Below are 19,917 nucleotides of genomic sequence, written 5' to 3'. Positions count from 1 at the left end.
TCACTGTAGGCACCGGGGAGGGCGCCCAGGTAATGCATAGTTAAATCACCCTAAGGGATTTCCCGGAACCAACTCAAGTGAGCGGAGAATCCTGAATGGTCCATTCCATGCCGGCCTCCAACTGCGGAGCGACAAAACGCCACCCCGCTGCCCCAGCCCTGGCGGCGCCAGCCATGCCCGACGCCATCCAGGCCGACATCCAGGCGGGCCACTTGGCGCAGCCCGACCGGGAGATCGCGCAGGTTCTCGCTGCGCATCCGGATTCGGCCCAAGCGCACGATGCCGATGCCCGCCTGCTCGCCCACGAAGGCAAGTGGCCTCTGGCGCAGGCCGAACTGCAGCGGGCCGAACGCCTCGATCCGGGCATGGGATTCGTGCATCCGGACGGGCTTCAAGCGTTCACCCGCCAGGTGCAGGAGCATGTGCAAGCCGGACCGGTGAAATCGTCGAGCAGCGGCCTGATCGTGAGCACGAACCTGCCCGAATAAAAAACCGCCCAAGGGCGGTTTTTTATTGATGGGCTCCGGCCCGTCGCAGGACTCAAACCACGGCAGGGAACGTCTCCTTCGGCGGCGGCGCCAGCCCGCAACCTGTGCCGATCTGCCTGCTGCACCAGGCTGCAACGTCCAAGGTCTTGCGATCATCCAGATAGGCGCCGACGACCTGCAAACCCAGGGGCAGGCCAGTCGGACCTCGGCCGACGGGAAAGGTCACGGCCGGCACGCCCATGAGGGTCCAGATGCCACAGAAGCTGGCATCTCCGGTATCAACCAAGGTTGGTGGCGCCTCCCCGGTGGCGGGCGGCGTGACGATCGCATCGAAACGCGACAGCAGCGCTCGCAACTCCGCGCGCATGCCCTTGGCGGCAGCCAGCGCGGCGGTGTAGTCAACCGATGAAACCTTCAGCCCGGTTTCGATCAGATCATCCAGCGCGGCGCTGGTCTTGCCAGGATTGGCAGCACGCAATGGAGCATAGATCTGGGCCCCCTCGGCCATCAGGATGGTTCGCAGCACGTCCAGCGCGTCCTGGAAGGAAGTGGGAAGTTCGACGTCTTCGACAACCGCACCGGCCCGGCCGAGCGCAGCCAGATTGGCGTCCCACATGGCGCGCTGGGCCTCGTCGGCCAGTCGCCACACCGGCGTACGCACCGCGGCCAGGCGTCGCTCGCCGGCGGGCAAATCCGCTGCGGCGGCCTCGCCCGGGTGCAAGACCGCAGCGGCAAGGCTTCCAGGGTCCAAGTCATCCTGACCGGCCAGGCAGGCGACGAGATAGGCTGCGTCGGCCACGCTGCGGGCGAAGACGCCCACATGGTCCAGGCTATGGCTCAGGGGATGAACCCCGGCGCGGGAGATCAAGCCGAAGCTCGGCTTGTAGCCCACCACGCCGCAATAGGCCGCGGGGCGGATCACCGACCCCACCGTCTGGGTGCCGAGGGCGGCAGGAACCATGCCGGCGGCAACGGCAGCGGCCGAACCACTCGAAGACCCACCCGGCGTATGCCCGAGGTTCCAGGGGTTGTGGGTCTTGCCGGGGTTGCGCCAGGCGAACTCGGTGGTCACGGTCTTGCCCATGACGAGGCCGCCGGCGTCCTGGAGGCGACGCACGACGGTGGCGGATACGCGCGGAACGTGCGAGGCATGGATCGGCGAGCCCATGCGTGTCGGCACGCCCGCGGTCGCCATGATGTCCTTGACGCCGATTGGCAGGCCATGCAGCAAGCCGGGTTGGCCGCCCTGTCTCATCCGCGCGTCTGCTTTGCGCGCCGCCAGGAGAGCGGCATCGGGATCCAGCCATTCCCAGGCCTTGATTTGTGCCTCCGCCTGATTCACCCGGCTCAGGCAGGCGCGGACCAAATCCTCACTGGTGCATCGACCGCGTCGAAGCGCATCCAACGCTTGCAGCAACCCCATTGCTTCCAGTTCCATGCACAGACTCCACGTTGCTGTGACGCCTTGAATGCCCTGGCCTCCTACGCTGCCAGGTTTGAGAGCGGACGGTTTTCAGGGACTGGCTGGGCGTGACGCAGCGCCTTCTGCGTTGCGCCTCCATGCATGCCCGCCCTGGCCCAGCCGCCTGAACTCAGGGCTTCATCGCGATGGCCTTGTCCGCGTAAGCCGTGTTGAACACCTTGTCGAAGGGTGGAATGTCCTTGAGGTTGCCCAGGTACACCTGCGTCTTCATGGCCGTATCGAAGGCAGCCGGCGATGTGGCCACGCTCTTGGGATAGACGTCGCCCGCGATCATCCGCTTGACGGCGTTGTCCACCACGACGGGGTCGAGGCTGGGGAATTCGGTCTTGGCCACCGCGATGGCGCCAGCCGGGTCGGCCGAGATGTAGCGCATGGCGAGTTCCATGCCGTCCACGAAACGCTGGATGGTGTCGGGATCGGTCGTCTTGCGCGTGGTCACCGACGAGAAGGCATAGGGGCCGTACATCTTGGGAAAGCCGAAAATCACCTTCATGCCCTTGGCCACGGCCTGGTCGAGGCCCGGCTCGTACATCACCGCCACCTGGGCCTGATGCGCAAGCAGCGGCCCGACCTCATTGCCGATCTGCACCTGGGTCATCTTCAGGTCCTTGTCGGGATCGATGCCCTTCTCCTTCATCAGCTTGATGAACAACGAGGTGCTGGTGGTGGGCATCATGCCGGTGGAAATGGCGACGCCCTTCAGGGAGTCGACCCCGGTGTACTTGAATGCGGGATCGGCCGCCAGCCAGACCGCGGCACGGTTCACCACGTTCGACACGATCTCCAGTTGCGCGCCCTTGGAGATGGCGATGGTCGTCCACTCCGGGCCATGGATGGAGAATTCCGCACTGCCTGAAATCACCGCCGACAATGCCACGCTGGGCGACCCCGCGGTCTGCTTCACCACGTCCAGCCCTTCTCTCTGAAAGTAGCCCTTGTCCATGGCCACGTACAGAGGCAGGTACAGCAGGGACTGAAAAGCCTGGGAGACCACCACTTTCTTCGGCTCCGCATGCGCAGGCGCCGAGGCGACCATTGCCGACAGGCTGGCGGCCAACACCAGCGAGACCTTCTTCAACCAAGTCAAGCCCATTTTTTTCTCCCGGAAGTTGAACAACCCAACGAACATCAAACACGCAAGCGCTGACCGGAGTCCGACTGACGCCAGGGCAAGAGATAACGCTCGATACGATCGACCACGTAATACAGAACGAAACCGACGAACATCAGCGCGAACAGTCCGACCCAGACGGTGTTCAGGTCATACAGGGACGAGGCGTTGAAAATCAGATGGCCGAGCCCCTTGGACGATGAGATGAATTCCCCCACCACCGCACCCACCAGGCCAAAGCCGATATTGATGCGGAAGGTGGAGATGATGGCCGGCAGGGTGGAAGGCACCACCATCTTGAAAAAGACCTGGTGCTTGGACGCCCCCAGCGCGAGCAGCAGCGACTGGAGATCGTGATCCGCATTCTTGGCCGCCTCGTAAGCCGCGATCAGGGCCACGATGGCCGTCAGCGAAACCGCGAGCATGATCTTCGACACCAGACCCGTGCCGAACCACAGGATGACGATGGGCGCGAAAGCGATCTTGGGCACGCTGTTGATGGCCACGACGAAGGGCTCGACGATCCGGGCGAACGTTGGCGAGTACCACAGGGACAGCCCCACCATCGAGCCGACCAGGCTGCCGATCAGAAAGCCGGAGATGGCCTCCATCAATGTGACCTCCGTGTTCATCCAGAGGGAGCCGTCGCGCAGGGCCTGCCACAACTTCTCGAAAATCCCGACAGGCGAACCCACCAGGAACGCCGAAATCAGCCCGGCGTGGACGCCCCACTGCCAAGCGGCCAGCAAGGCCGCCACCATCCCGATCTGGATCGTCGCCGTGAAGAGCGCGCTCCTGAACGCTGGCGGGAGTTTCCACCTTGAACCAGCAACCCTGGCTGCATCCTGCAACGGGCGACCCAGAGCTTCCGCCATGCTCACCTCCCCACCTTGGTTTGAATTTCCAGCTCGGCGCACAGGGCATGGAAATAGCCCGAGAAATTGGGATCGCTGCGCGCCTCGATCGGCGTGCGCTGCGCAATGTCGATGGTGTGCACCGCCTTGACGCTGGCCGGCCGGGTTCCAAGCACCACCACCCGCTTCGACAGGGCCACTGCCTCGTCGATGTCATGGGTCACCAGGATCACGGTCTTCTTGAAGGTCTCCACCGCCTCAACCAGCACCCCTTCGAGATACAGGCGCGTCTGATAGTCGAGCGCGGAGAAAGGCTCGTCCAGCAGGATGACCTGCGGGTCGTAGATCAGTGTCCTGATCAGCGCCACGCGCTGCTTCATCCCTCCGGACAGCGCCTTGGGATAGGCGTGTTCGAAACCTGCCAGGCCATAGGTGTAGATGTACTCCATGGCAATGTCCCTGCACTCGTTCAGCGGGGTGCCTCGCAGCTCAAGGCCCAGAACCACGTTCTGCAGGACAGTGCGCCAGGGCAGCAGCAGGTCCCTCTGCAACATGTAGCCCACCTTGCCGCGCAACCCGTTGACGACCACGCCATCCATGCGGATTTCGCCTTCGTCCGGTTGAAGCAGGCCGGCGATGATGTTGAACACCGTGGTCTTGCCGCAGCCGCTGGGGCCGATGATGCTGACGAAGTCCTGGTCGTCGACGTCGAAACTGAGCTTGTCGAGCACAGGGACCTCCCGGCCCTTGGCCTGGAAGCTCTTGCTCACGTTGCGCAACGAGAGTTTGGGTACGCCTGTCGCCATTTTTTGGGGTCAATCCGATCTGAAAACACCAATCTGGGTACTGAAGGTGAACTGCATAAACCATGCCAAAGCGAGCCTACTTTGGCGGGCTCAATCGCACCCCATCCGCACCATGCAAGCCGTCGATTCAAAATCAAGGTCAATATTGGGGCAATCGCGCCCTAAAACTGAACACCGCGCGTCAAGGCACCGTCCACGACAAGATTTGCGCCGCTGACGAAGCTTGCGGCCGGGCTGGCAATGAAGGCCACCGCTCGCCCAATCTCCTCGGGGTGCCCCATACGGCCCGTTGGATTCAGCGCCAAGGCCTCCGCATAGAGCGTTGGGTTATTGTTTTGGATGTGCTCCCATACCCCGCCTTCAAAATAGATATTGCCAGGCGAAACGGTATTGGCCCGAATGCCCTTGGCCGCATTCTGGAACGCGATGCCCTGGATGTAATGAACAATGGCCGCCTTGAACGTCCCATAAGGCCCGGCCGCGAAATCGATTTCACGGCCCGAAACGCTTGAGATCGCGACGATCGAGGCGGCCCGGCTTTCTTCGAGGAAGGGCATCGCGGCATCCACCAAATGCACCGTGCCCATCAGGTCGGTCTCGAATTCACGGCGCCAGGACTCCTCATCCTGCCCAATGGCCAAGGCGCTGACATTCGCCACGACGATATCGAGCCCGCCCCACTGCCCGGCGACCTCGCGCACCCAGCCCTGCAACAGGCCGCGATTCGAGACATCGACCGTGCCGCCGAGCGCCTCGACGCCATGCTCCCGCAGCGCAGCCGCAGTCCGCGCCACGGCATCAGCATCGCGCGCACAGATGGCGACATGCGCGCCTTCCTGCGCGAAAGTCTCGGCGATGGACCGACCGATGCCCTTGGTGGCGCCGGTCACGACGACCTTCAAACCCTTCAGTTTCAGATCCATGTTTCAAACCCTCGCGATGCGCCGTCAAATCGGTTTCAGGTATTTCTTGCGAATTGCCGCACCCACCGTGTATTTCGGGTCGACGAAATTACCCAGGCGAACCTGTCCGCACTGGCTGAGCATCATGTAGGCGTCCCAGAGGTCGAAGCCATATTCCTTCGCCATCCATCGCACCAATTCGTGATAGGCGATGCGCGTCGCGTCCTCCAGCGGCCGGGCACTGCCGATCGCCATGACCAACTGGTCCGTTTCCAGGCGCGGCCAGGCAATGTCCCAGTCCTTGATCAAATCGACATGGATGGTCGTCGTGGTGGCGAATTCGACGGCGGTCCCGCAGACCTCGCCATCACCCTGGCAGGCGTGGGCATCGCCGATGAACAGCCGCGCGCCTGCCGAACGCACCGGCAGGTAAGTAATGCTTCCCGGCCCCATGTCCGGTACGTCCATATTCCCGCCATGGCTATCCGGAGTCAGGGAGTTGATGGAATCGATCTCGGGAGAAAGACTGAGCGTTCCAATATGCGGGCGATAAGGCAGCATCACGCGCTTGCTCCAATAAACGCCTTCTTCGTCGAGATCGATCTTGCGCGTGATTTCAGGCAACGGATCATTCAGCGTCGCCGTGTACTCCGTGCCGGTCAAGGCGCCGAATCGTGGAATCAGGCAACACGTGCCGCGCGGGTTATCGCCACGTGGTTTGATCGATTCGATATGGATGGCGACGACATCGCCCTTTTCCGCACCTGCGATCATGATCGGGCCATTTTGCGGATTCAAAAATGGAACCTGCAATTTCTGGCTCGGCAAATCCTGCTCGGTCTTGATCTTTCCCTCGAAGGCATCGCGCGTCTCGATGATCACGCGGTCACCCGGCTTGATTTCCATGACAGGTTCCGAATACGGGCCGATCGTGTAATGGAACTTGCCTTGCCGCCCCTCCGTGAGCTCATGCGTCTCCCCCAATTTCCCGCCTGCGACGCCGCGCGTGTGCATGATTGAATCTTCAAGCCAATTCATCTCCACTCCCTCATCAGAATCCATGAAAACAGGCCCAGACAGGCTGACCCCACTTGTCCAAACAGAAAAAAACCGTCAAACCGCAATCAGACTGCGCACATCGTCCCGATCCATGTCTGCCCCCCTTCCGGTCGCAACGACCTGCCCCCGGACCAGAACGACATAATCGTCCGCAACCGACTGCGCAAAATCGAAATATTGCTCGACGAGCAAGATCGAGAGCTCGCCCTTGAGCGACTGGATCACGCCCTCGATTTCCTGCACGATCGACGGCTGGATCCCCTCGGTGGGTTCATCCAGCACCAGGATCGAAGGATTCGTCAGGAGCGCCCTGCCGATCGCCAGCTGCTGTTGCTGCCCGCCGGAGAGATTGCCCGCAAGGCGGCCCCGCATCTGCTTCAAGACCGGAAAGATCTGAAACACATCCGTGAACCCGAACCGCGCCTTGACGCTCTTTTCGCCGCCATAGGCGCCGACCTTCAGGTTCTCCTCGACCGAAAGCTCGGGGAAGATGTCGCGCCCCTGCGGCACGTAGCCGAGGCCGGCTGCAACCCGCTTGTGGGTCGGCAGGGCAGACAAGTTCCGGCCGTCGAGCGCGATCTCGCCGGCCTCGATGGGCAGCAGGCCCATGAGGCACTTCAGCAGCGTCGTCTTGCCGACGCCATTGCGCCCGAGCACCACGGTGCAGGCGCCCTCCGCCACGCAAACCGAGACGTTGCGCAGCGTGTGGCTGCTGCCGTAGTACTGGTTGATTCCCTGCATGCGCAGCGTCATGATCAGCGCCCCAGATAGACCTGGATCACGCGAGGATCGTTGCGGATCTTGTCCATCGCGCCCTCGCCGAGAACGCTGCCCTCATGCAGCACGGTGACCAGATCGGCAATCTGGCCGACGAAGTCCATGTCGTGTTCGATCACCACCACCGCGCGCTCCGGCGACTTCAGCCGCGCGATGAGTTCCGCGGTGCGCTGGGTCTCGTGGTCGCTCATGCCGGCCACGGGCTCGTCGAGAAGCAACACCTGCGGATCGGCCACCAGCATCATGCCGATTTCCAGCCACTGCTTCTGGCCGTGCGACAGGGTTCCCGCGAGTTGACCCGGGGAGTCCGCCAGGCCGATCAGGTCCGTCACCTCGCCGATCTTGCTGCGCTGCTCGCCGCTCAAGCGGGAGCGCAACATGTCCAGATAGCCCCGCCCGCGGCGGATCGCGAGTTCGAGATTCTGTTCAATGCTCAGCGCCTCGAAGATGCTGGGCTTCTGAAATTTCCGGCTGATGCCGTGGCGCGAAATCGATGCCTCGTCGTGCCGCGAGAGGTCGATCGTCTTGTCGAGGTAGACCTGTCCGCGCGTCGGGCGCGTCTTGCCCGTGATGACGTCGAGCAAGGTCGTTTTCCCGGCTCCGTTCGGGCCGATGATGGCGCGGACTTCGCCATAGCGAATCTCCATGGTCAAATTCGTGATGGCCGCGAATCCGGAAAAATTGACGTGCAGGCCATCCACGTAGATTGCAGTGTGTTGTTTCATCGTCAGTCGTCGCTGGGCTCGATCCGCGTTCCTGGGCAGCGCCTGGCCTCAGCGCGGCAAACGCGCCAACGCCACTCTCGTCTCGCCCCAGAGTCCACGCCCCATCGCGATGGTGATGAGCAGCGTGACGCCGGCAAGGATGAAGGGCCAGACGCTGGGCGCCGCGGCGGTCAGCCAGAACTTCAGGCCGTTGACGAGAATCGCGCCGACGATGGCGCCGATCAGCGTGCCACGGCCGCCGATGGCGACCCACACCGCGATTTCGATTGACAAGCTCGGCGACACGATCGTGGGATTCACGATGCCGACCTGCGGGACGTAGAGCATTCCCGCCAGGGCCGCCAGCACGGCGGAAAGGCCCCAGGCCAGCAGCTTGAGCACATGCGTCTTGTAGCCAAGGAAGCGCATGCGCGCCTCGTCGTCGCGAATGGCGACCAGCGCCCGCCCCAGGCTCGACCCGGCCAGGAAACGCAGCAGCAGGTAGGCGGCGGCGAGCGCCAGGCAGGCAGCCACCGCAAGCCCGATCTGCGTCGACACGCTGGCCAGCGGAAAGCCCAGGATGCGCGTGAAGCCGGTCAAGCCGTTGTTGCCGCCCAGGCCGACATCGTTGATGAACAGCAGCAGCATCAAGGCATAGGTCAGCGCCTGGGTGATGATCGAAAAATAGACCCCGTTGATGCGCGACCGGAACGTGACGAAGCCGAACAGCGTCGCCACCGCGACCACGAGCAGCATGCACAGCACCAGCGTGGCGCCGAAACCGGACAGGAGATGCCACAACGGCGGGAAGTCGCTCCAACCCATGTACTGCATGAAATCGGGCAGCACATGCGTCTGGGCATAGGCGGCATTCAGCAGATACATGCCCATCATGTAGCCGCCGATGCCGAAGAAGATGCCATGGCCGAGGCTCAGCATGCCGGCCATGCCCCAGACCAGGTCGAGCGCCAGGGCGAGCAGGGCGAAGCTCATGATCTGCCCGATGAGGTTGATGCTGAACAGTGAGAGGGACAAGACGCTTCCATGCGGGAACGCATAGTGCGAGACCGGCATATAGACCGCCAGCAGGACGATCAGCGCCGCAAATCCGATTTCGATCCTGTGCTCAAGACGTTTTTTCATCAACATGGCGGCTGTGGCTCCATCGATTCGGCGTCAGCCGCGCGTCTTCACCGTGAAGAGCCCGTTGGGGCGCTTCTGGATGATGAGGACGATGATGAGCAGCACGGCGACCTTGGCCGCGACCGCCCCGTAAAAAGGCTCGATGAACTGGTTGATCTCACCCAGCGCCAGGGATGAAACCGCCGTGCCCACCAGACTGCCGGCGCCACCGAGCACGACGACCATGAAGGCGTCGATGACAAAGCCGGCGCCCATGAAGGGGTTCACCGAGGCGATCTGGGTCAGCACCACGCCCGCCAGTCCGGCAAGCCCCGCGCCCATGGCGAAGGCCAGCCTGTCGATGCGCTGGGCGGGCACGCCGAGGCATTTCGCCATGTCGCGGTTTTGCGTGGTGGCGCGCATCAGCAGGCCGATGCGCGTGGTGCGAATCACCGCGTAGGTCGCCAGGAAGACGGCCAGCGAGAAGCCGATGGCGAAGAGCCGGTTGTAGGTGACGAAGAAGCCGCCGACGACCTGGGCTCCGCCGTTCAGGAAGGACGGCGTGATGAACTCGACGTTCTGCGACCCGAAGACGAGCTGCACCAGCTTGATGATGGCGATGCTCACCGCCCAGGTCGCGAGCAAAGTCTCGAGCGGCCGGCGGTAGAGAAAGCGGATCACGCAGTACTCGAGCAGCACCCCGAACAACCCGCAGGCCACGAAGGCCACCGGGATCGCGACAAAAATATAGGCGCCGAACATGCTGGGCGCATACACCCGCATGAGGTGCTCGACGAGATAGGTGGCATAGGCCCCCAGCATGATGAATTCGCCGTGCGCGAGGTTGATCACGCCCATCAGGCCGAAGATGATGGACAGTCCGATGGCGGTGAGCAGAAGAATCCCCGCGTAGCTCAGGCCGCTGAAGAGGATCGACAAGCCATTGCCGATGGCCAGCCACTGGTCGATGCTCCGCAGCGCCGTCTTGGCGGCATCAGCGAGCAGCGGGTTCGCCTGCACTTGCTGGTTGGCCAGGTAGTCGGTGAGCAGGGTGCGCGAGCTTTCGCTGGGCACGCCGCCGAGGGCCTCGATCGCGCCCAGCTGTTCCTTCTTGTCGCTGGAATACAGGCCGCGTTTGGCCATGGCGAGCGCCAGCGTGGCTTTGATGTCGGCATCGCCCTGGCGCTGGATGGCACGGCGCAGGATGTCCGGATCGAGCAGCATGAAGAATTTGCTGACCTGCGCCGCAGCCTTCTCGCGCAAGTCCCGCTGCTTGCTGAACAGGTCCATCTCGGCCGTCGCCACCGCGAGCTTGCGCATCATCACGATGGTTGGAACGTAGGGCGTCCCGCCAGGCGCGGCCTGTGCGGGCGCCAGCGTCACGGCGTCGACATGGCCTTCTTTCTGCGTGATGACCGCGCCGCCGTGGGAGTCGCAAGTCAACGCTCCATCGCGAATGGCCAGCACCAGGGTGGTGGCCCAGGCGCGGTTCGCCGCGTCGGCCTGCGTGCCCAGGCCGACCAATTTGGCCAGCGCATCCGGATGGTCGCCTTCGGCGCAGAAGGCCTGAACCGCGGCAGCGCGCAGCGGATACGCCGGTTCAGTTGTTGAAGCGGCCGCGGCATGGCTGCCCATGGCGCACAGGCTGAGCGCCATGCCGGCCAACCGTGCCCTGGGCAACCACTGTTTCCAATCGATCATGCTGGCTTCCGTGAACGTATCGTCAGCGTCGCTCCGTGCAGCCCGCGAAGGACCGCGGGCCGCGCGGGCTCGGCGTGTGAGATCAGGCCTTGACGAACGGGCTGAACGGAATGGGCTTGACGATGTCCTTCGACTTCCACAGGATGTCGAAGCCCTGATTGGCGTTGATCGAACCGATCATGTCGCCGCGCCAGAGATACTGGTTCGTCATGTCCATCTTGTCGACGTAGCCCGCCGGATCGTCGATCGTCAGCCCGGCAAGCGCCTTGCGCACCGCTGCCGTTTTGGTGGACTTCGCCTTCTCGACGGCCTTGGCCCAGAGGTTGAGGCCGAGATAGGTGGAGACCATCGGATCGATGACCATGTCCGGGCGGTGCTTCAGCTTGTTGGTTTCGACGTAGTTCTTCCACTCGGCCTTGAGCTTGGTGTTCAAGGGCGTGTTCACGTTCTGGAAGTAGTCCCAGCAGCTCAGGTTCCCGACCAGCGGCTTGGTGTCGAGGCCCTGAAGGTCACTGTCCACGACGTCAAGACCGAGGATGGGAATGTCGGTCGCGCGAACGCCCTGGTTGACGGCTTCCTTGAACAGCGCGGGGATGGAGTCCCCGACGACGGTCATCACGACGATGGCCTGGCCGCCCGGCTGCGCGGCGAATTCCTTGATTTCCCGAACGATGGTCTGGAAATTCGACTGGCCGAACGGAACATAGTGTTCGCGCCAGGCGGATTCCGGAATCCCCTTGGTCTTCCAGTAGCCCTTCAGAATCTTGTTGATCGTGCGCGGCCAGACGTAGTCGCTGCCGATCATGTAGAAGCGCTTGGCGCCGCCCCCGCTGGGGCTCATCAGGTATTCGACGGCGGGCAGCACGGAGCTGCTGGGCGGCGAATTCAGGTAGACCACATTCTTCGAATCCTCCTCGCCCTCGAAGTGCAGCGGATAGAACAGCAGGCTGTCCTGCGCCTCCACCACCGGCAGCACGGACTTGCGCGAAACCGAGGTCCAGCAGCCGAAGATGGCGGCCACCTTGTCGCTCAGGATCAGGCGCTTGGCGAGCTGGGCATACATCGGCCAGTCCGAGCCCGGATCGACGACGACCCCCTCGACCTTGCGGCCCAACACACCGCCGCGCGCATTGATCTGGTCGATGGTCATCAAGGACATGTCCTTGAGGAGCGACTCGTTGTTCGCCATCGTCCCCGACTGGGAAAACAGCAGGCCGAGCTTGATCGGCTCCTTGCTCCCGGCGGCCTGCACTGATTGCGGCAGCGTGGTCCCCGCGACGGCGGCCACGCTCGAACCGAGGGCGGAAAGAAAGACACGTCTTTTCATGACATAGCTCCAACAAGAAAGGGGGTCCGAAAAACACAAATAAAAAAGCCCGAAACCAGGCATGCTGGTTTTCGGGCTTCTATGGCCGGTGCCGTTCGAGACGCCTTTGTCAGGAACGACTTGAATGAAGTCGGATGGATCGGGGCGCTAACTTGCCGCGATGTCGACGATCGACTCAAGCAAGGGTCGTGCCAGAGACCGGGTGACATCGCTTCGCCCCGGGCAACAGGCGGCGACACACATGGATGACGCAAGGCACAGCCCACTAAGCACGGTTCTTGCTCAAAAGACTTGCCCATGCCGGGTGTGCCCAAGCCCCAATGTGGCGCACGATGCATGTTCGCTGTGCATGCGCATCAGGTTTCGCCCCAATGCTGGGCCACACGTCTTCCCGCCACGCCATCTTTCTCCACACCATGTCGCATTCCAAAGACGGCCCCATCAAGATCGGGGTTCTGTATTCCACCACCGGCGTGACCTCCATCGTCGAGCAAAGCCAGCAGCGCGCCGTCATCATGGCGGCCGAGGAGGTGAACCGCGCGGGCGGCGTCCTCGGGCGCGAGATCGAACTGGTCTGCGTGAATCCCGAGAGCAATCCACGCCGCTACGCGGGCCTGACCGAGCAGCTCATCCTCGAACACGACGTGCGCCTCATCTTCGGCTGCTACATGTCGAGCACCCGCAAGGCGGTGATTCCCATCGTCGAGCGGCACAACGCCTTGCTCTTTTACGCAACGCCCTACGAGGGCTTCGAGTACAGCCGCAACGTGATCTATGCGGGGGCCGCGCCGAACCAGAACTCGCTGCCCCTGGCCGGGTTCATGCTGTCGCACTTCGGCTCGCGGGTGTGGATGGTGGGGTCCGACTACATCTGCCCGTACGAGTCCAACCGCGTCATGAGCGACCTCATCCTCGAGCGCGGCGGCGAGAAGATCTCCGAAACCTATCTTCCGCTCGATGCGCCCTGGGAAAGCTATCTGGAGGTGGCGCACAGGATCAGGAACGCCATGCCCGACTTCATCTTCTCCACCGTCGTCGGCGAGGGCATCCCCCTGCTGCACCGCGCCTTCGCCGCCGTGGGGCTGGACCCCTATGCGATGCCGATCGCCAGCCACATGACCAGCGAGGCCGAGGTCGCCATCATGGGGGCCGATCTGGCCGAAGGCCACATCACCTGCGCCGCCTACTTCCAGTCGGTCGACACGCCGGAGAACCGACAGGCCATCGCACGGTACCGCGCAAGGTTCGGCGAGCGCCTCGTCACCAATATGTGCTGGGAGGCGGCCTACTTTCAGCTGCACATGCTGGCCGACGCCATCCGGCGGGTCGGAAGCGACGATCCGGAACATCTGCTGCGCGTTCTTCCGGGCCTCGAATTCGACGCGCCCCAGGGCCGCGTGCGCATCGACGAGCACAACCATCACACCTATCTCCAGCCGCGGATCGGCCGGGCCAACGCCCAGGGCCAGTTCGACATCCTGGCCAGCGCCCCGGAGCGGGCGAAGGCCGACCCCTATGTGGTGTCCCACTCGACGCCGGACTGGCTGGGCACGGAGAACCGGAAGAGCCCGGGGACGGAGGAGCGCGCATGACACGCGTGCCCGAGCCCGCTTCGGTGCTGCGGCAGATCCGCTCGCTCCAGGTGATCGTGATCCATCCGCAGGATCAGGATGGCGAAGAACTGTCCGCGCAGTTGCATCGCATCGGCTGCAAGGTCCAGACCTACTGGCCCGAGCTCAAGGTTCTGCCGCCGGAAGCCGGACTCATCCTGCTGGCGGTGCGGCCGGAAACGCTGGGCATCGAGTACCCCTGGATCGGCCAGCCCTCCACGCCGCCGGTCATACCCGTGGTCACGTACGAAAACCCCATCACCATCGAGGCCGTGCTGCGACTCGACGCCTTCACCACCATCGCCTCGCCGGTGCGCTCGTTCGGCCTGCTGACGGCCATCGCCGTGGCCCTCATGCAGCACAAGGCGCGCAACACGCGCGAGCATTACATCCAGCGGCTCGAGCAGAAGTCGGCCAAGCAGCGCGTCGTGCAACAGGCCAAGCAGATCATGATGGAGGCGCGCGGCCTCTCCGAGGACGAGGCCTACTCGCTGCTGCGCGCGCAGTCCATGCTCAAACGCGCCAACATCGAGGACATCGCCCACAACATCGTCGAGGCCCACAAGACGCTTGGGTTCTAAGACGACCGCATGTCGAAGCCGTCTGTGGACTTTGCCTGGGGCATCCCGGTTTCGTCTCGCGCAAGCAGGCCAGCGGTTGAACAGGGTGAAGTCATCGCCCACGAAGCCGAGGAGAAAGGGCGCAGCGATGAAGGCATGAGGGAATGCAGCCCGTTGAGCTGATCGAAGCAAAGAACCAACCTTAGCCCGGACCCTAGAGTCTCCACGCCAACTCATTCATGAAGGGCTTGGCCTTGACGCGTACCTTGAAATAATGCCTTGCGGATGATCGCATGCACCCCAACATTGCCATCGACGACCTGGGTGATTCCAAAATCAACAGCAACTGACATGAGAGAAATCGCTTCATCTTCGGTCAAGCCCTGGCATGACATCAGGAATCGGCGTGTCTTGCGGAAGGCATCGCGCATCGCCAGGTCGATGGAGGATTTCTCGTAAATCTCGCTGCAGGCCTTGTCGCCGAACTCGGCGAAATAGTCCGGGTGGCTGAATCCATGCAAGATCCATTCATCCGCCGTCTCGACCAGGGGGTAGTCGATGTCGGCATAGGGTTCGTTGTTCAAATGCTCGGACTTGTGCAGCACGATTTGAAACACGCCGGTCAGCGAACACTCGATTGCGGTGCCACACAGCTCCGAATCACCCTGTGATGCGTGCGGGTCGCCAATGGACAGCAACGCTCCATCGACGCCGACGCGCAGATAAACGGTCGCACCCTTGCCCACCCGCCAGTTGTCGATATTGCCACCGAAATAGGCCGGAGGAATCGAATCGACAAGCCCGGTTTCTCGAGGCGCGACAGCAATCACGCCGAAATGCGGGCGCACCGGAATCTTCACGTTCTTCAGAACGTTGTGGTTCTCGACGATGCTGCTGCGGTCGACCGGAATGCCGGGGTAGTCGATCGTCGGGTGCAGCACCCCGTTGGGATCGCGCTGCGGCGTCCAGCGATAGCTGTAGGCCGCATGCGCACAAGCTCCGTGCGCGTGGCCTGCGCTGCAATCGATCTCGTAGATGGTGATGACTTCGCGCGGCTTGGGCTCGGTGAGCAGCTCGTTGTAATGAAAGCCCCACCAGGCCGCTGCGTTGCTGCCGAAGACACGGCCCTCGAACTTGGCGTTCGCCGATAGCCGAGGAAGAACATCGACGATCCTCACTTCAAGCACATCGCCGGGTTTGGCATCTCGCACATGGATGGGACCGGTGCAGATATGCACGCCGAAGCCCTCGCCACTTCCTCGGCCGTAAATGGATGCATTGGATGGGCCCGCGCCGCGCCGATCGACGTTCTTCTTTTCGCGAGTCCAGAGGAACACGCTTTCGGCGCCCGAATCCCCTTTGATCATGCGATCAAAGTCGTCGTAGGCATGCTGCGTCAAGGTTTCGATCGTGACGAGATCGCCGGAATTCACGGTCAACACGGGTGCGAGCGATTTGCTGAAGTAGCCCCAATGAATCGTCCTGTCGTTGGCGCAAAGATGATGGTGCTGGCCTGGGCATGGAGCTGCCGCGCGCTCGGTGCCCGGTGAAATGCCAAGCTGATCCTGCTCGGGTGACGACGGCTCGTGCTTCACGCCTTCTCGATACCCGGCGGGCCAGCCGCGATGAATCACCCTGTGCAACGTTTGCTGGCTGGCTTCGCTGGACTGCAGACGGTATTGCCTGGGCGACATCTGAAATTGCTCACGAAACGCGCGACTGAAGTGCGCGGCATCGTTGAAACCCCAGCGGAAACAGATGTCGGAGATCGACAGATGGCTGTAAAGCCGGTTCGCGAGGTCGGCACGGCAATGCTCCAGCCGCTTCTGGCGCAGATGCGCCGAAAAGGTCTGCCCGCTCGCCTCGAACAGTTTTTGCAGCAAACGTTCGGAGATCCGCTCGCGTTTGGCAAGAGCGGCGAGACTCAGTTCGGGATCGCTCAGGTTGCCGTCGATCTGCCGCAGCAAGCGCTTGAACAGGACGGTGTGGGATACGCTCATGCCGCCCTGCAGGCGCATCGCACCGCTGTCGGCCAGACTGGTGATGACGAACTCGGAGAGCGTCTGTTCAATCGACGTGATCTGATCGTCGCCAAGGCTCTCGAATGATTCTGCCAGCGCGCCCAGTGTTCCTGCAAAGACGCGTCCGATGCCCGAGCGTCCCGACAAGCACCCCGCAGAGAGTGTGAGTGGGGCGGGAAGCCGCGCCTTCAAGGGTTCGCCGGGAATGCGCACGATGAACTGGCGGAAATCCGACCCGAAGCTCATTCCCAACTCGGCTGCAGACGTGCTGTAGACAATGTCGCCCGGCACGACCGGCACGGCATGTCCGCCTTCGAACAGGGTCGCCTCGCCGGCGATGTGCAGCGAGAGCCAGACGGCGTCCGGGTGATCGACCATGCGCTCGATGGTCTGCGGGGAGGAACTGATCCGAGCCAGTTCAATCCCTTGTGGCGAGCGCCCGGCCAGCACGGTGCCGTGCATGGGCGTGCCGCTGCCGGCCATCTCCGGGCGCAACCAATGCTGCTGCAAGGTCTCGCGCCATGCCATGGGGCGTTGCTGCACTGGATAGGACTCTGTCGTGAAGTACTCGGTATGCACGTTGGGCTCTTCCCGCAAGACCCAGTGGGAACAGCAAGAAACGTGCCGCTTCAAATCAGTCTCCACGCTGCAGGCCTTGCAGCACTGACGACCTACGTTCCAGTCTTCGTCACACGCGCGGGGAAAATCCCGCGCGGCATCTTGCAGTGCACGCCTTGGCGCCCGTCGACGACCTGGGTGACGCCAAAGTCAGCGCTGACGCTCATCAGCGAGTAGGCGTCGTCGCGGCTCAGGCCATGCTTGTCGACCAGCAGCTGGAGCATGTCCCTCGCCGCGTTCTTCATCGCCACATCGAGGTCTTCGTCGAAACCGTGCACGATCCATGTATCGGGAGTTTCGAGCAGGGGCGATGGAAAGTGGAAGTCCTTGCGCAGCACGACCTGGAACATCACGTTCAGCGATGCCTCGATCGCGGTGCCGCTGATCTCGCCATCGCCTTGCGAGATGTGCGGATCGCCGATCGAGAACAGCGCGCCAGGCACCGCGACCGGGTAGTACATCGTGGCCCCGGCGCCGATGCGCCAGTTGTCGATATTGCCACCGTGCGCGCCGGGAGGAACCGTGCTCACCCGGCCCATGGCGTCCGGCGCCACCCCCGCGGTGCCCAGGTGCGGGCGCACCGGCACGCGGATTCCGCCGAGCGCCGGCTCGCAGGTGCAGGTTCCGCGCCGGGTCAGCTTGCCCGGCACCAAATACTTGCCGGGATAATCGAACGCATAGAGCGCACTGGCGGTGTTGCAATCGGGTTCGATCTGATAGATCGTCACGCGCTCCTTCTCGCCCATCTCCTTGTACAGGTGCCCCCAGTGCGCGGCGAGGTTGGATCCGTAGCGAAAGCGCGGCAGCATTTGCAGGTAGCGCACCTCGAGCATGTCGCCCGGGCGCGCATCCTCCACGTGGATCGGGCCAGTCATCAGATGTACGCCCGGATTGCGGTCATCTTCCGGAATGCTCGCGTACAGCGCTCGCACCGCGTCGTCCATCATCAAATCGGGCGCGTCGCCCGCGTGGTGCGTCACGGCCTCGGCGCGGACAAAATCGCCGCTCCTGACACGCAGGGCCGGGGCAAGCCCAGCATCGAAATAGCCCCAATGCACCGTTGCAAACGTTGCAGGCAGTTCATGAAACATATCGGCTGCTTCCTCTGGTTGGTTGAACACTAAAGACACGACCTGCCCTTGCTCGCGTTCGGCTCGCGGGTCATAGCGCGAGGGCCGAAGTTTGGCCGGCGTTCATCACGCGGATGAAGCGCGCCGTCAGCGGATGGCGTGGATGGCTGAGGACGTCATGGGCCGGACCTTCCTCGACCACATGGCCATCCGTGAGAAAGACGACCCGATCCGCCACTTCTTCGGCGAACCGCAGTTGATGGGTGGAAATGATCATCGTGAGCTTGTCCTCCGTCGCCAGCTTGCGGATCACGTCCAGAACCTCGCTGACCATTTCCGGATCGAGGGCGGAGGTGGGTTCGTCGAGCAGGAGCAGCTTGGGCCTCGGAGCGATCGCGCGCGCGATGGCCACGCGCTGCTGCTGCCCGCCGGATAGGTGGCGCGGCAATGTGTCGGCACGGTCGCCGAGGCCGACGCGATCGAGCAACTCCTGCGCCCGCTGCGCGGCGGCCTCGGGCGGCCAGGCATGGACCCAGCGCAAGGGCCCGGCGATGTTTTCGATCGCGGTCAGATGAGCGAACAAATTGAATTGCTGAAACACCATGCCAACGCCGACTTCGATGCGTTGCCTGGCCACCGCGCTTGGCGACAGCACGATACCGCCCGCCGAGTACCCAACCCGGTGACCACCGATCAACACGGCGCCCGAATCCCAGGATTCGAGACGGTTGATGCAGCGGAGCAATGTGCTTTTGCCAGAGCCACTCGGCCCGAGAAGCGCGATGATTTCACCCGTGCGGACTCTCAGGCTCAGCCCACTGAAGACCTGACGTGGGCCGTAGCGCTTGGACAGGTTCTGGATTTCGACAGCGATCGGGCCATTGGCCAGATCGGCCGATCTGGCTATGCTCGCTCCGCGCGCCTCTGGGGCCGCGGTCTCAATCCCATCCACCTCAGGCGCGACAGTCGAAGCTGCCGCACCCGGAGGGCTTTGCGCGGATGGGCGCCGAGTCAACAGGCTCCGAAGACCAGCGCCGGGAGATCGTTGCCGGTCAAGATCGAGCGCTCGTTCAGCGAGTAGCTGCAGAGCAGCCACAGTTCCCGTCAAAACGAGATAAAGCAGACCGGAGGCAAAAAAGACCGAGAAGAAATCGAAGGTCGACGATGCGAGCTGCGTGCTGCGCAGGGTCAATTCCTGGACCGAGATGAAGGATGCGAGCGACGAGTTCTTCAATGCGCTCACCGCTTCGTTGCCGAACGCGGGCACCATCGTGCGTATGGCCTGGGGCGCGATGACCCGCCGCATCAAGACGAACGACGGCATGCCCAGCGCCTGGCCGGCGGCAACCTGGCCGCGGTCGACGCCGAGGACGCCCGAACGCAGAATCTCCGCAATGAAGGGGGCTTCGTTTGCGGCAAGCGCGATGCCGGCCGAGGCCATCGCACTGAGCCGGATGCCGAAGTGCGGCAGCGCGTCATAGACGAACACCATCTGCAGGATCAGCGGCGTGCCGCGGAAGATCACGGTGTAGGCCCTCGCCAGCGCGGAAACCCAGCGCTGGCGAGACAACTGCATCGCGGCCAGAACGAGGCCGACGAGCAGCCCTCCGATGAGCCCCAGCACCGTGACCTGCAAGGTCAGGACAATGCCTTTGAGCAGGTAGCCTAGCGTTAAATAGTGGACGAAAAGTTCCACGGCCGTCC

The 19,917-nt window shown here is 63.0% G+C and carries 17 protein-coding genes; 3 read left to right on the top strand and 14 right to left on the bottom strand.

Features of this window, described 5'->3' with window-relative positions:
• The first annotated feature begins 107 nt into the window (after positions 1-107).
• Positions 108-488 (top strand): hypothetical protein, encoded by a 381-nt coding sequence (locus tag THIX_RS01195; protein ID WP_158540768.1) that lies wholly within the window; start codon positions 108-110, stop codon positions 486-488.
• Positions 489-540: 52 nt separating this feature from the next.
• Here THIX_RS01195 and THIX_RS01190 read toward each other — a convergent pair whose 3' ends face one another.
• The 11 genes from THIX_RS01190 to THIX_RS01140 all read right to left on the bottom strand — a co-directional run bounded on the left by THIX_RS01190 (position 541) and on the right by THIX_RS01140 (position 12,334).
• Positions 541-1,926, bottom strand: coding sequence for an amidase (locus THIX_RS01190; protein WP_112484508.1), 1,386 nt, complete (start codon positions 1,924-1,926; stop codon positions 541-543).
• 154 nt (positions 1,927-2,080) lie between these two features.
• Entirely contained in the window at positions 2,081-3,064 is a 984-nt protein-coding gene (locus THIX_RS01185) for an ABC transporter substrate-binding protein (protein WP_112488042.1), read from the bottom strand.
• A 35-nt stretch (positions 3,065-3,099) separates the two neighbouring features.
• Positions 3,100-3,957: an ABC transporter permease gene (locus THIX_RS01180; RefSeq protein ID WP_112484507.1), complete on the bottom strand. Its 858-nt coding sequence runs from the start codon at positions 3,955-3,957 to the stop codon at positions 3,100-3,102.
• A gap of 2 nt (positions 3,958-3,959) precedes the next feature.
• Complete coding sequence (locus THIX_RS01175; RefSeq protein WP_112484506.1) at positions 3,960-4,742, bottom strand: ABC transporter ATP-binding protein; 783 nt, start codon at positions 4,740-4,742, stop codon at positions 3,960-3,962.
• 161 nt (positions 4,743-4,903) lie between these two features.
• Positions 4,904-5,665 carry an SDR family NAD(P)-dependent oxidoreductase gene (locus THIX_RS01170; RefSeq protein ID WP_112484505.1) on the bottom strand — a complete coding sequence of 254 codons (762 nt, stop codon included), beginning with the start codon at positions 5,663-5,665 and terminating at the stop codon, positions 4,904-4,906.
• Positions 5,666-5,689: 24 nt separating this feature from the next.
• The gene (locus THIX_RS01165) at positions 5,690-6,682 is read right to left on the bottom strand and encodes an acetamidase/formamidase family protein (RefSeq protein WP_112484504.1); all 993 of its coding nucleotides are present in this window, start codon (positions 6,680-6,682) and stop codon (positions 5,690-5,692) included.
• Positions 6,683-6,757: 75 nt separating this feature from the next.
• Entirely contained in the window at positions 6,758-7,456 is a 699-nt protein-coding gene (gene urtE / locus THIX_RS01160; RefSeq protein ID WP_112484503.1) for an urea ABC transporter ATP-binding subunit UrtE, read from the bottom strand.
• Positions 7,457-7,458: 2 nt separating this feature from the next.
• Positions 7,459-8,205, bottom strand: a complete 747-nt coding sequence (gene urtD / locus THIX_RS01155) for an urea ABC transporter ATP-binding protein UrtD (RefSeq protein WP_112484502.1) — start codon at positions 8,203-8,205, stop codon at positions 7,459-7,461.
• Between the two features lie 48 nt (positions 8,206-8,253).
• Positions 8,254-9,327 (bottom strand): urea ABC transporter permease subunit UrtC, encoded by a 1,074-nt coding sequence (gene urtC, locus THIX_RS01150; protein ID WP_233224336.1) that lies wholly within the window; start codon positions 9,325-9,327, stop codon positions 8,254-8,256.
• Between the two features lie 33 nt (positions 9,328-9,360).
• Complete coding sequence (urtB, locus tag THIX_RS01145) at positions 9,361-11,007, bottom strand: urea ABC transporter permease subunit UrtB (RefSeq protein ID WP_233224335.1); 1,647 nt, start codon at positions 11,005-11,007, stop codon at positions 9,361-9,363.
• A gap of 82 nt (positions 11,008-11,089) precedes the next feature.
• Complete coding sequence (locus THIX_RS01140; protein ID WP_199195214.1) at positions 11,090-12,334, bottom strand: urea ABC transporter substrate-binding protein; 1,245 nt, start codon at positions 12,332-12,334, stop codon at positions 11,090-11,092.
• A gap of 416 nt (positions 12,335-12,750) precedes the next feature.
• Here THIX_RS01140 and THIX_RS01135 point away from each other — a divergent pair, with 416 nt between their 5' ends.
• Both THIX_RS01135 and THIX_RS01130 read left to right on the top strand, forming a co-directional pair.
• Positions 12,751-13,926, top strand: a complete 1,176-nt coding sequence (locus THIX_RS01135) for a transporter substrate-binding domain-containing protein (RefSeq protein ID WP_112488039.1) — start codon at positions 12,751-12,753, stop codon at positions 13,924-13,926.
• Entirely contained in the window at positions 13,923-14,525 is a 603-nt protein-coding gene (locus THIX_RS01130; RefSeq protein WP_112484500.1) for an ANTAR domain-containing response regulator, read from the top strand. Before THIX_RS01135 ends, THIX_RS01130 begins: the two co-directional genes overlap by 4 nt.
• A 212-nt stretch (positions 14,526-14,737) precedes the next feature.
• On the opposite strand, the gene THIX_RS01125 is transcribed toward THIX_RS01130, so the two are convergent.
• The 3 genes from THIX_RS01125 to THIX_RS01115 all read right to left on the bottom strand — a co-directional run bounded on the left by THIX_RS01125 (position 14,738) and on the right by THIX_RS01115 (position 19,909).
• Positions 14,738-17,053 (bottom strand): acetamidase/formamidase family protein, encoded by a 2,316-nt coding sequence (locus THIX_RS01125; protein WP_112488038.1) that lies wholly within the window; start codon positions 17,051-17,053, stop codon positions 14,738-14,740.
• A gap of 143 nt (positions 17,054-17,196) precedes the next feature.
• Entirely contained in the window at positions 17,197-18,234 is a 1,038-nt protein-coding gene (locus THIX_RS01120; protein ID WP_112484499.1) for an acetamidase/formamidase family protein, read from the bottom strand.
• A 70-nt stretch (positions 18,235-18,304) separates the two neighbouring features.
• Entirely contained in the window at positions 18,305-19,909 is a 1,605-nt protein-coding gene (locus THIX_RS01115) for an amino acid ABC transporter permease/ATP-binding protein (protein ID WP_112484498.1), read from the bottom strand.
• Positions 19,910-19,917: the final 8 nt, after the last annotated feature.

The organism is Thiomonas sp. X19, from assembly GCF_900089495.1.
Taxonomy (GTDB): Bacteria; Pseudomonadota; Gammaproteobacteria; order Burkholderiales; family Burkholderiaceae_C; genus Thiomonas_A.
This window is presented reverse-complemented; position numbering and strand designations above follow the sequence as displayed.

Coding starts and splice junctions, on each gene's coding strand:
- urtC (WP_233224336.1), bottom strand. CDS start 9,327: ATGAAAAAACGTCTTGAGCACAGGATCGAAATCGGATTTGCGGCGCTG.
- THIX_RS01180 (WP_112484507.1), bottom strand. CDS start 3,957: ATGGCGGAAGCTCTGGGTCGCCCGTTGCAGGATGCAGCCAGGGTTGCT.
- THIX_RS01120 (WP_112484499.1), bottom strand. CDS start 18,234: ATGTTTCATGAACTGCCTGCAACGTTTGCAACGGTGCATTGGGGCTAT.
- urtE (WP_112484503.1), bottom strand. CDS start 7,456: ATGACGCTGCGCATGCAGGGAATCAACCAGTACTACGGCAGCAGCCAC.
- THIX_RS01185 (WP_112488042.1), bottom strand. CDS start 3,064: ATGGGCTTGACTTGGTTGAAGAAGGTCTCGCTGGTGTTGGCCGCCAGC.
- THIX_RS01125 (WP_112488038.1), bottom strand. CDS start 17,053: ATGGCATGGCGCGAGACCTTGCAGCAGCATTGGTTGCGCCCGGAGATG.
- THIX_RS01190 (WP_112484508.1), bottom strand. CDS start 1,926: ATGGAACTGGAAGCAATGGGGTTGCTGCAAGCGTTGGATGCGCTTCGA.
- THIX_RS01195 (WP_158540768.1), top strand. CDS start 108: ATGCCGGCCTCCAACTGCGGAGCGACAAAACGCCACCCCGCTGCCCCA.
- THIX_RS01140 (WP_199195214.1), bottom strand. CDS start 12,334: ATGAAAAGACGTGTCTTTCTTTCCGCCCTCGGTTCGAGCGTGGCCGCC.
- THIX_RS01175 (WP_112484506.1), bottom strand. CDS start 4,742: ATGGCGACAGGCGTACCCAAACTCTCGTTGCGCAACGTGAGCAAGAGC.
- THIX_RS01135 (WP_112488039.1), top strand. CDS start 12,751: ATGTCGCATTCCAAAGACGGCCCCATCAAGATCGGGGTTCTGTATTCC.
- urtB (WP_233224335.1), bottom strand. CDS start 11,007: ATGATCGATTGGAAACAGTGGTTGCCCAGGGCACGGTTGGCCGGCATG.
- THIX_RS01170 (WP_112484505.1), bottom strand. CDS start 5,665: ATGGATCTGAAACTGAAGGGTTTGAAGGTCGTCGTGACCGGCGCCACC.
- THIX_RS01130 (WP_112484500.1), top strand. CDS start 13,923: ATGACACGCGTGCCCGAGCCCGCTTCGGTGCTGCGGCAGATCCGCTCG.
- THIX_RS01165 (WP_112484504.1), bottom strand. CDS start 6,682: ATGAATTGGCTTGAAGATTCAATCATGCACACGCGCGGCGTCGCAGGC.
- urtD (WP_112484502.1), bottom strand. CDS start 8,205: ATGAAACAACACACTGCAATCTACGTGGATGGCCTGCACGTCAATTTT.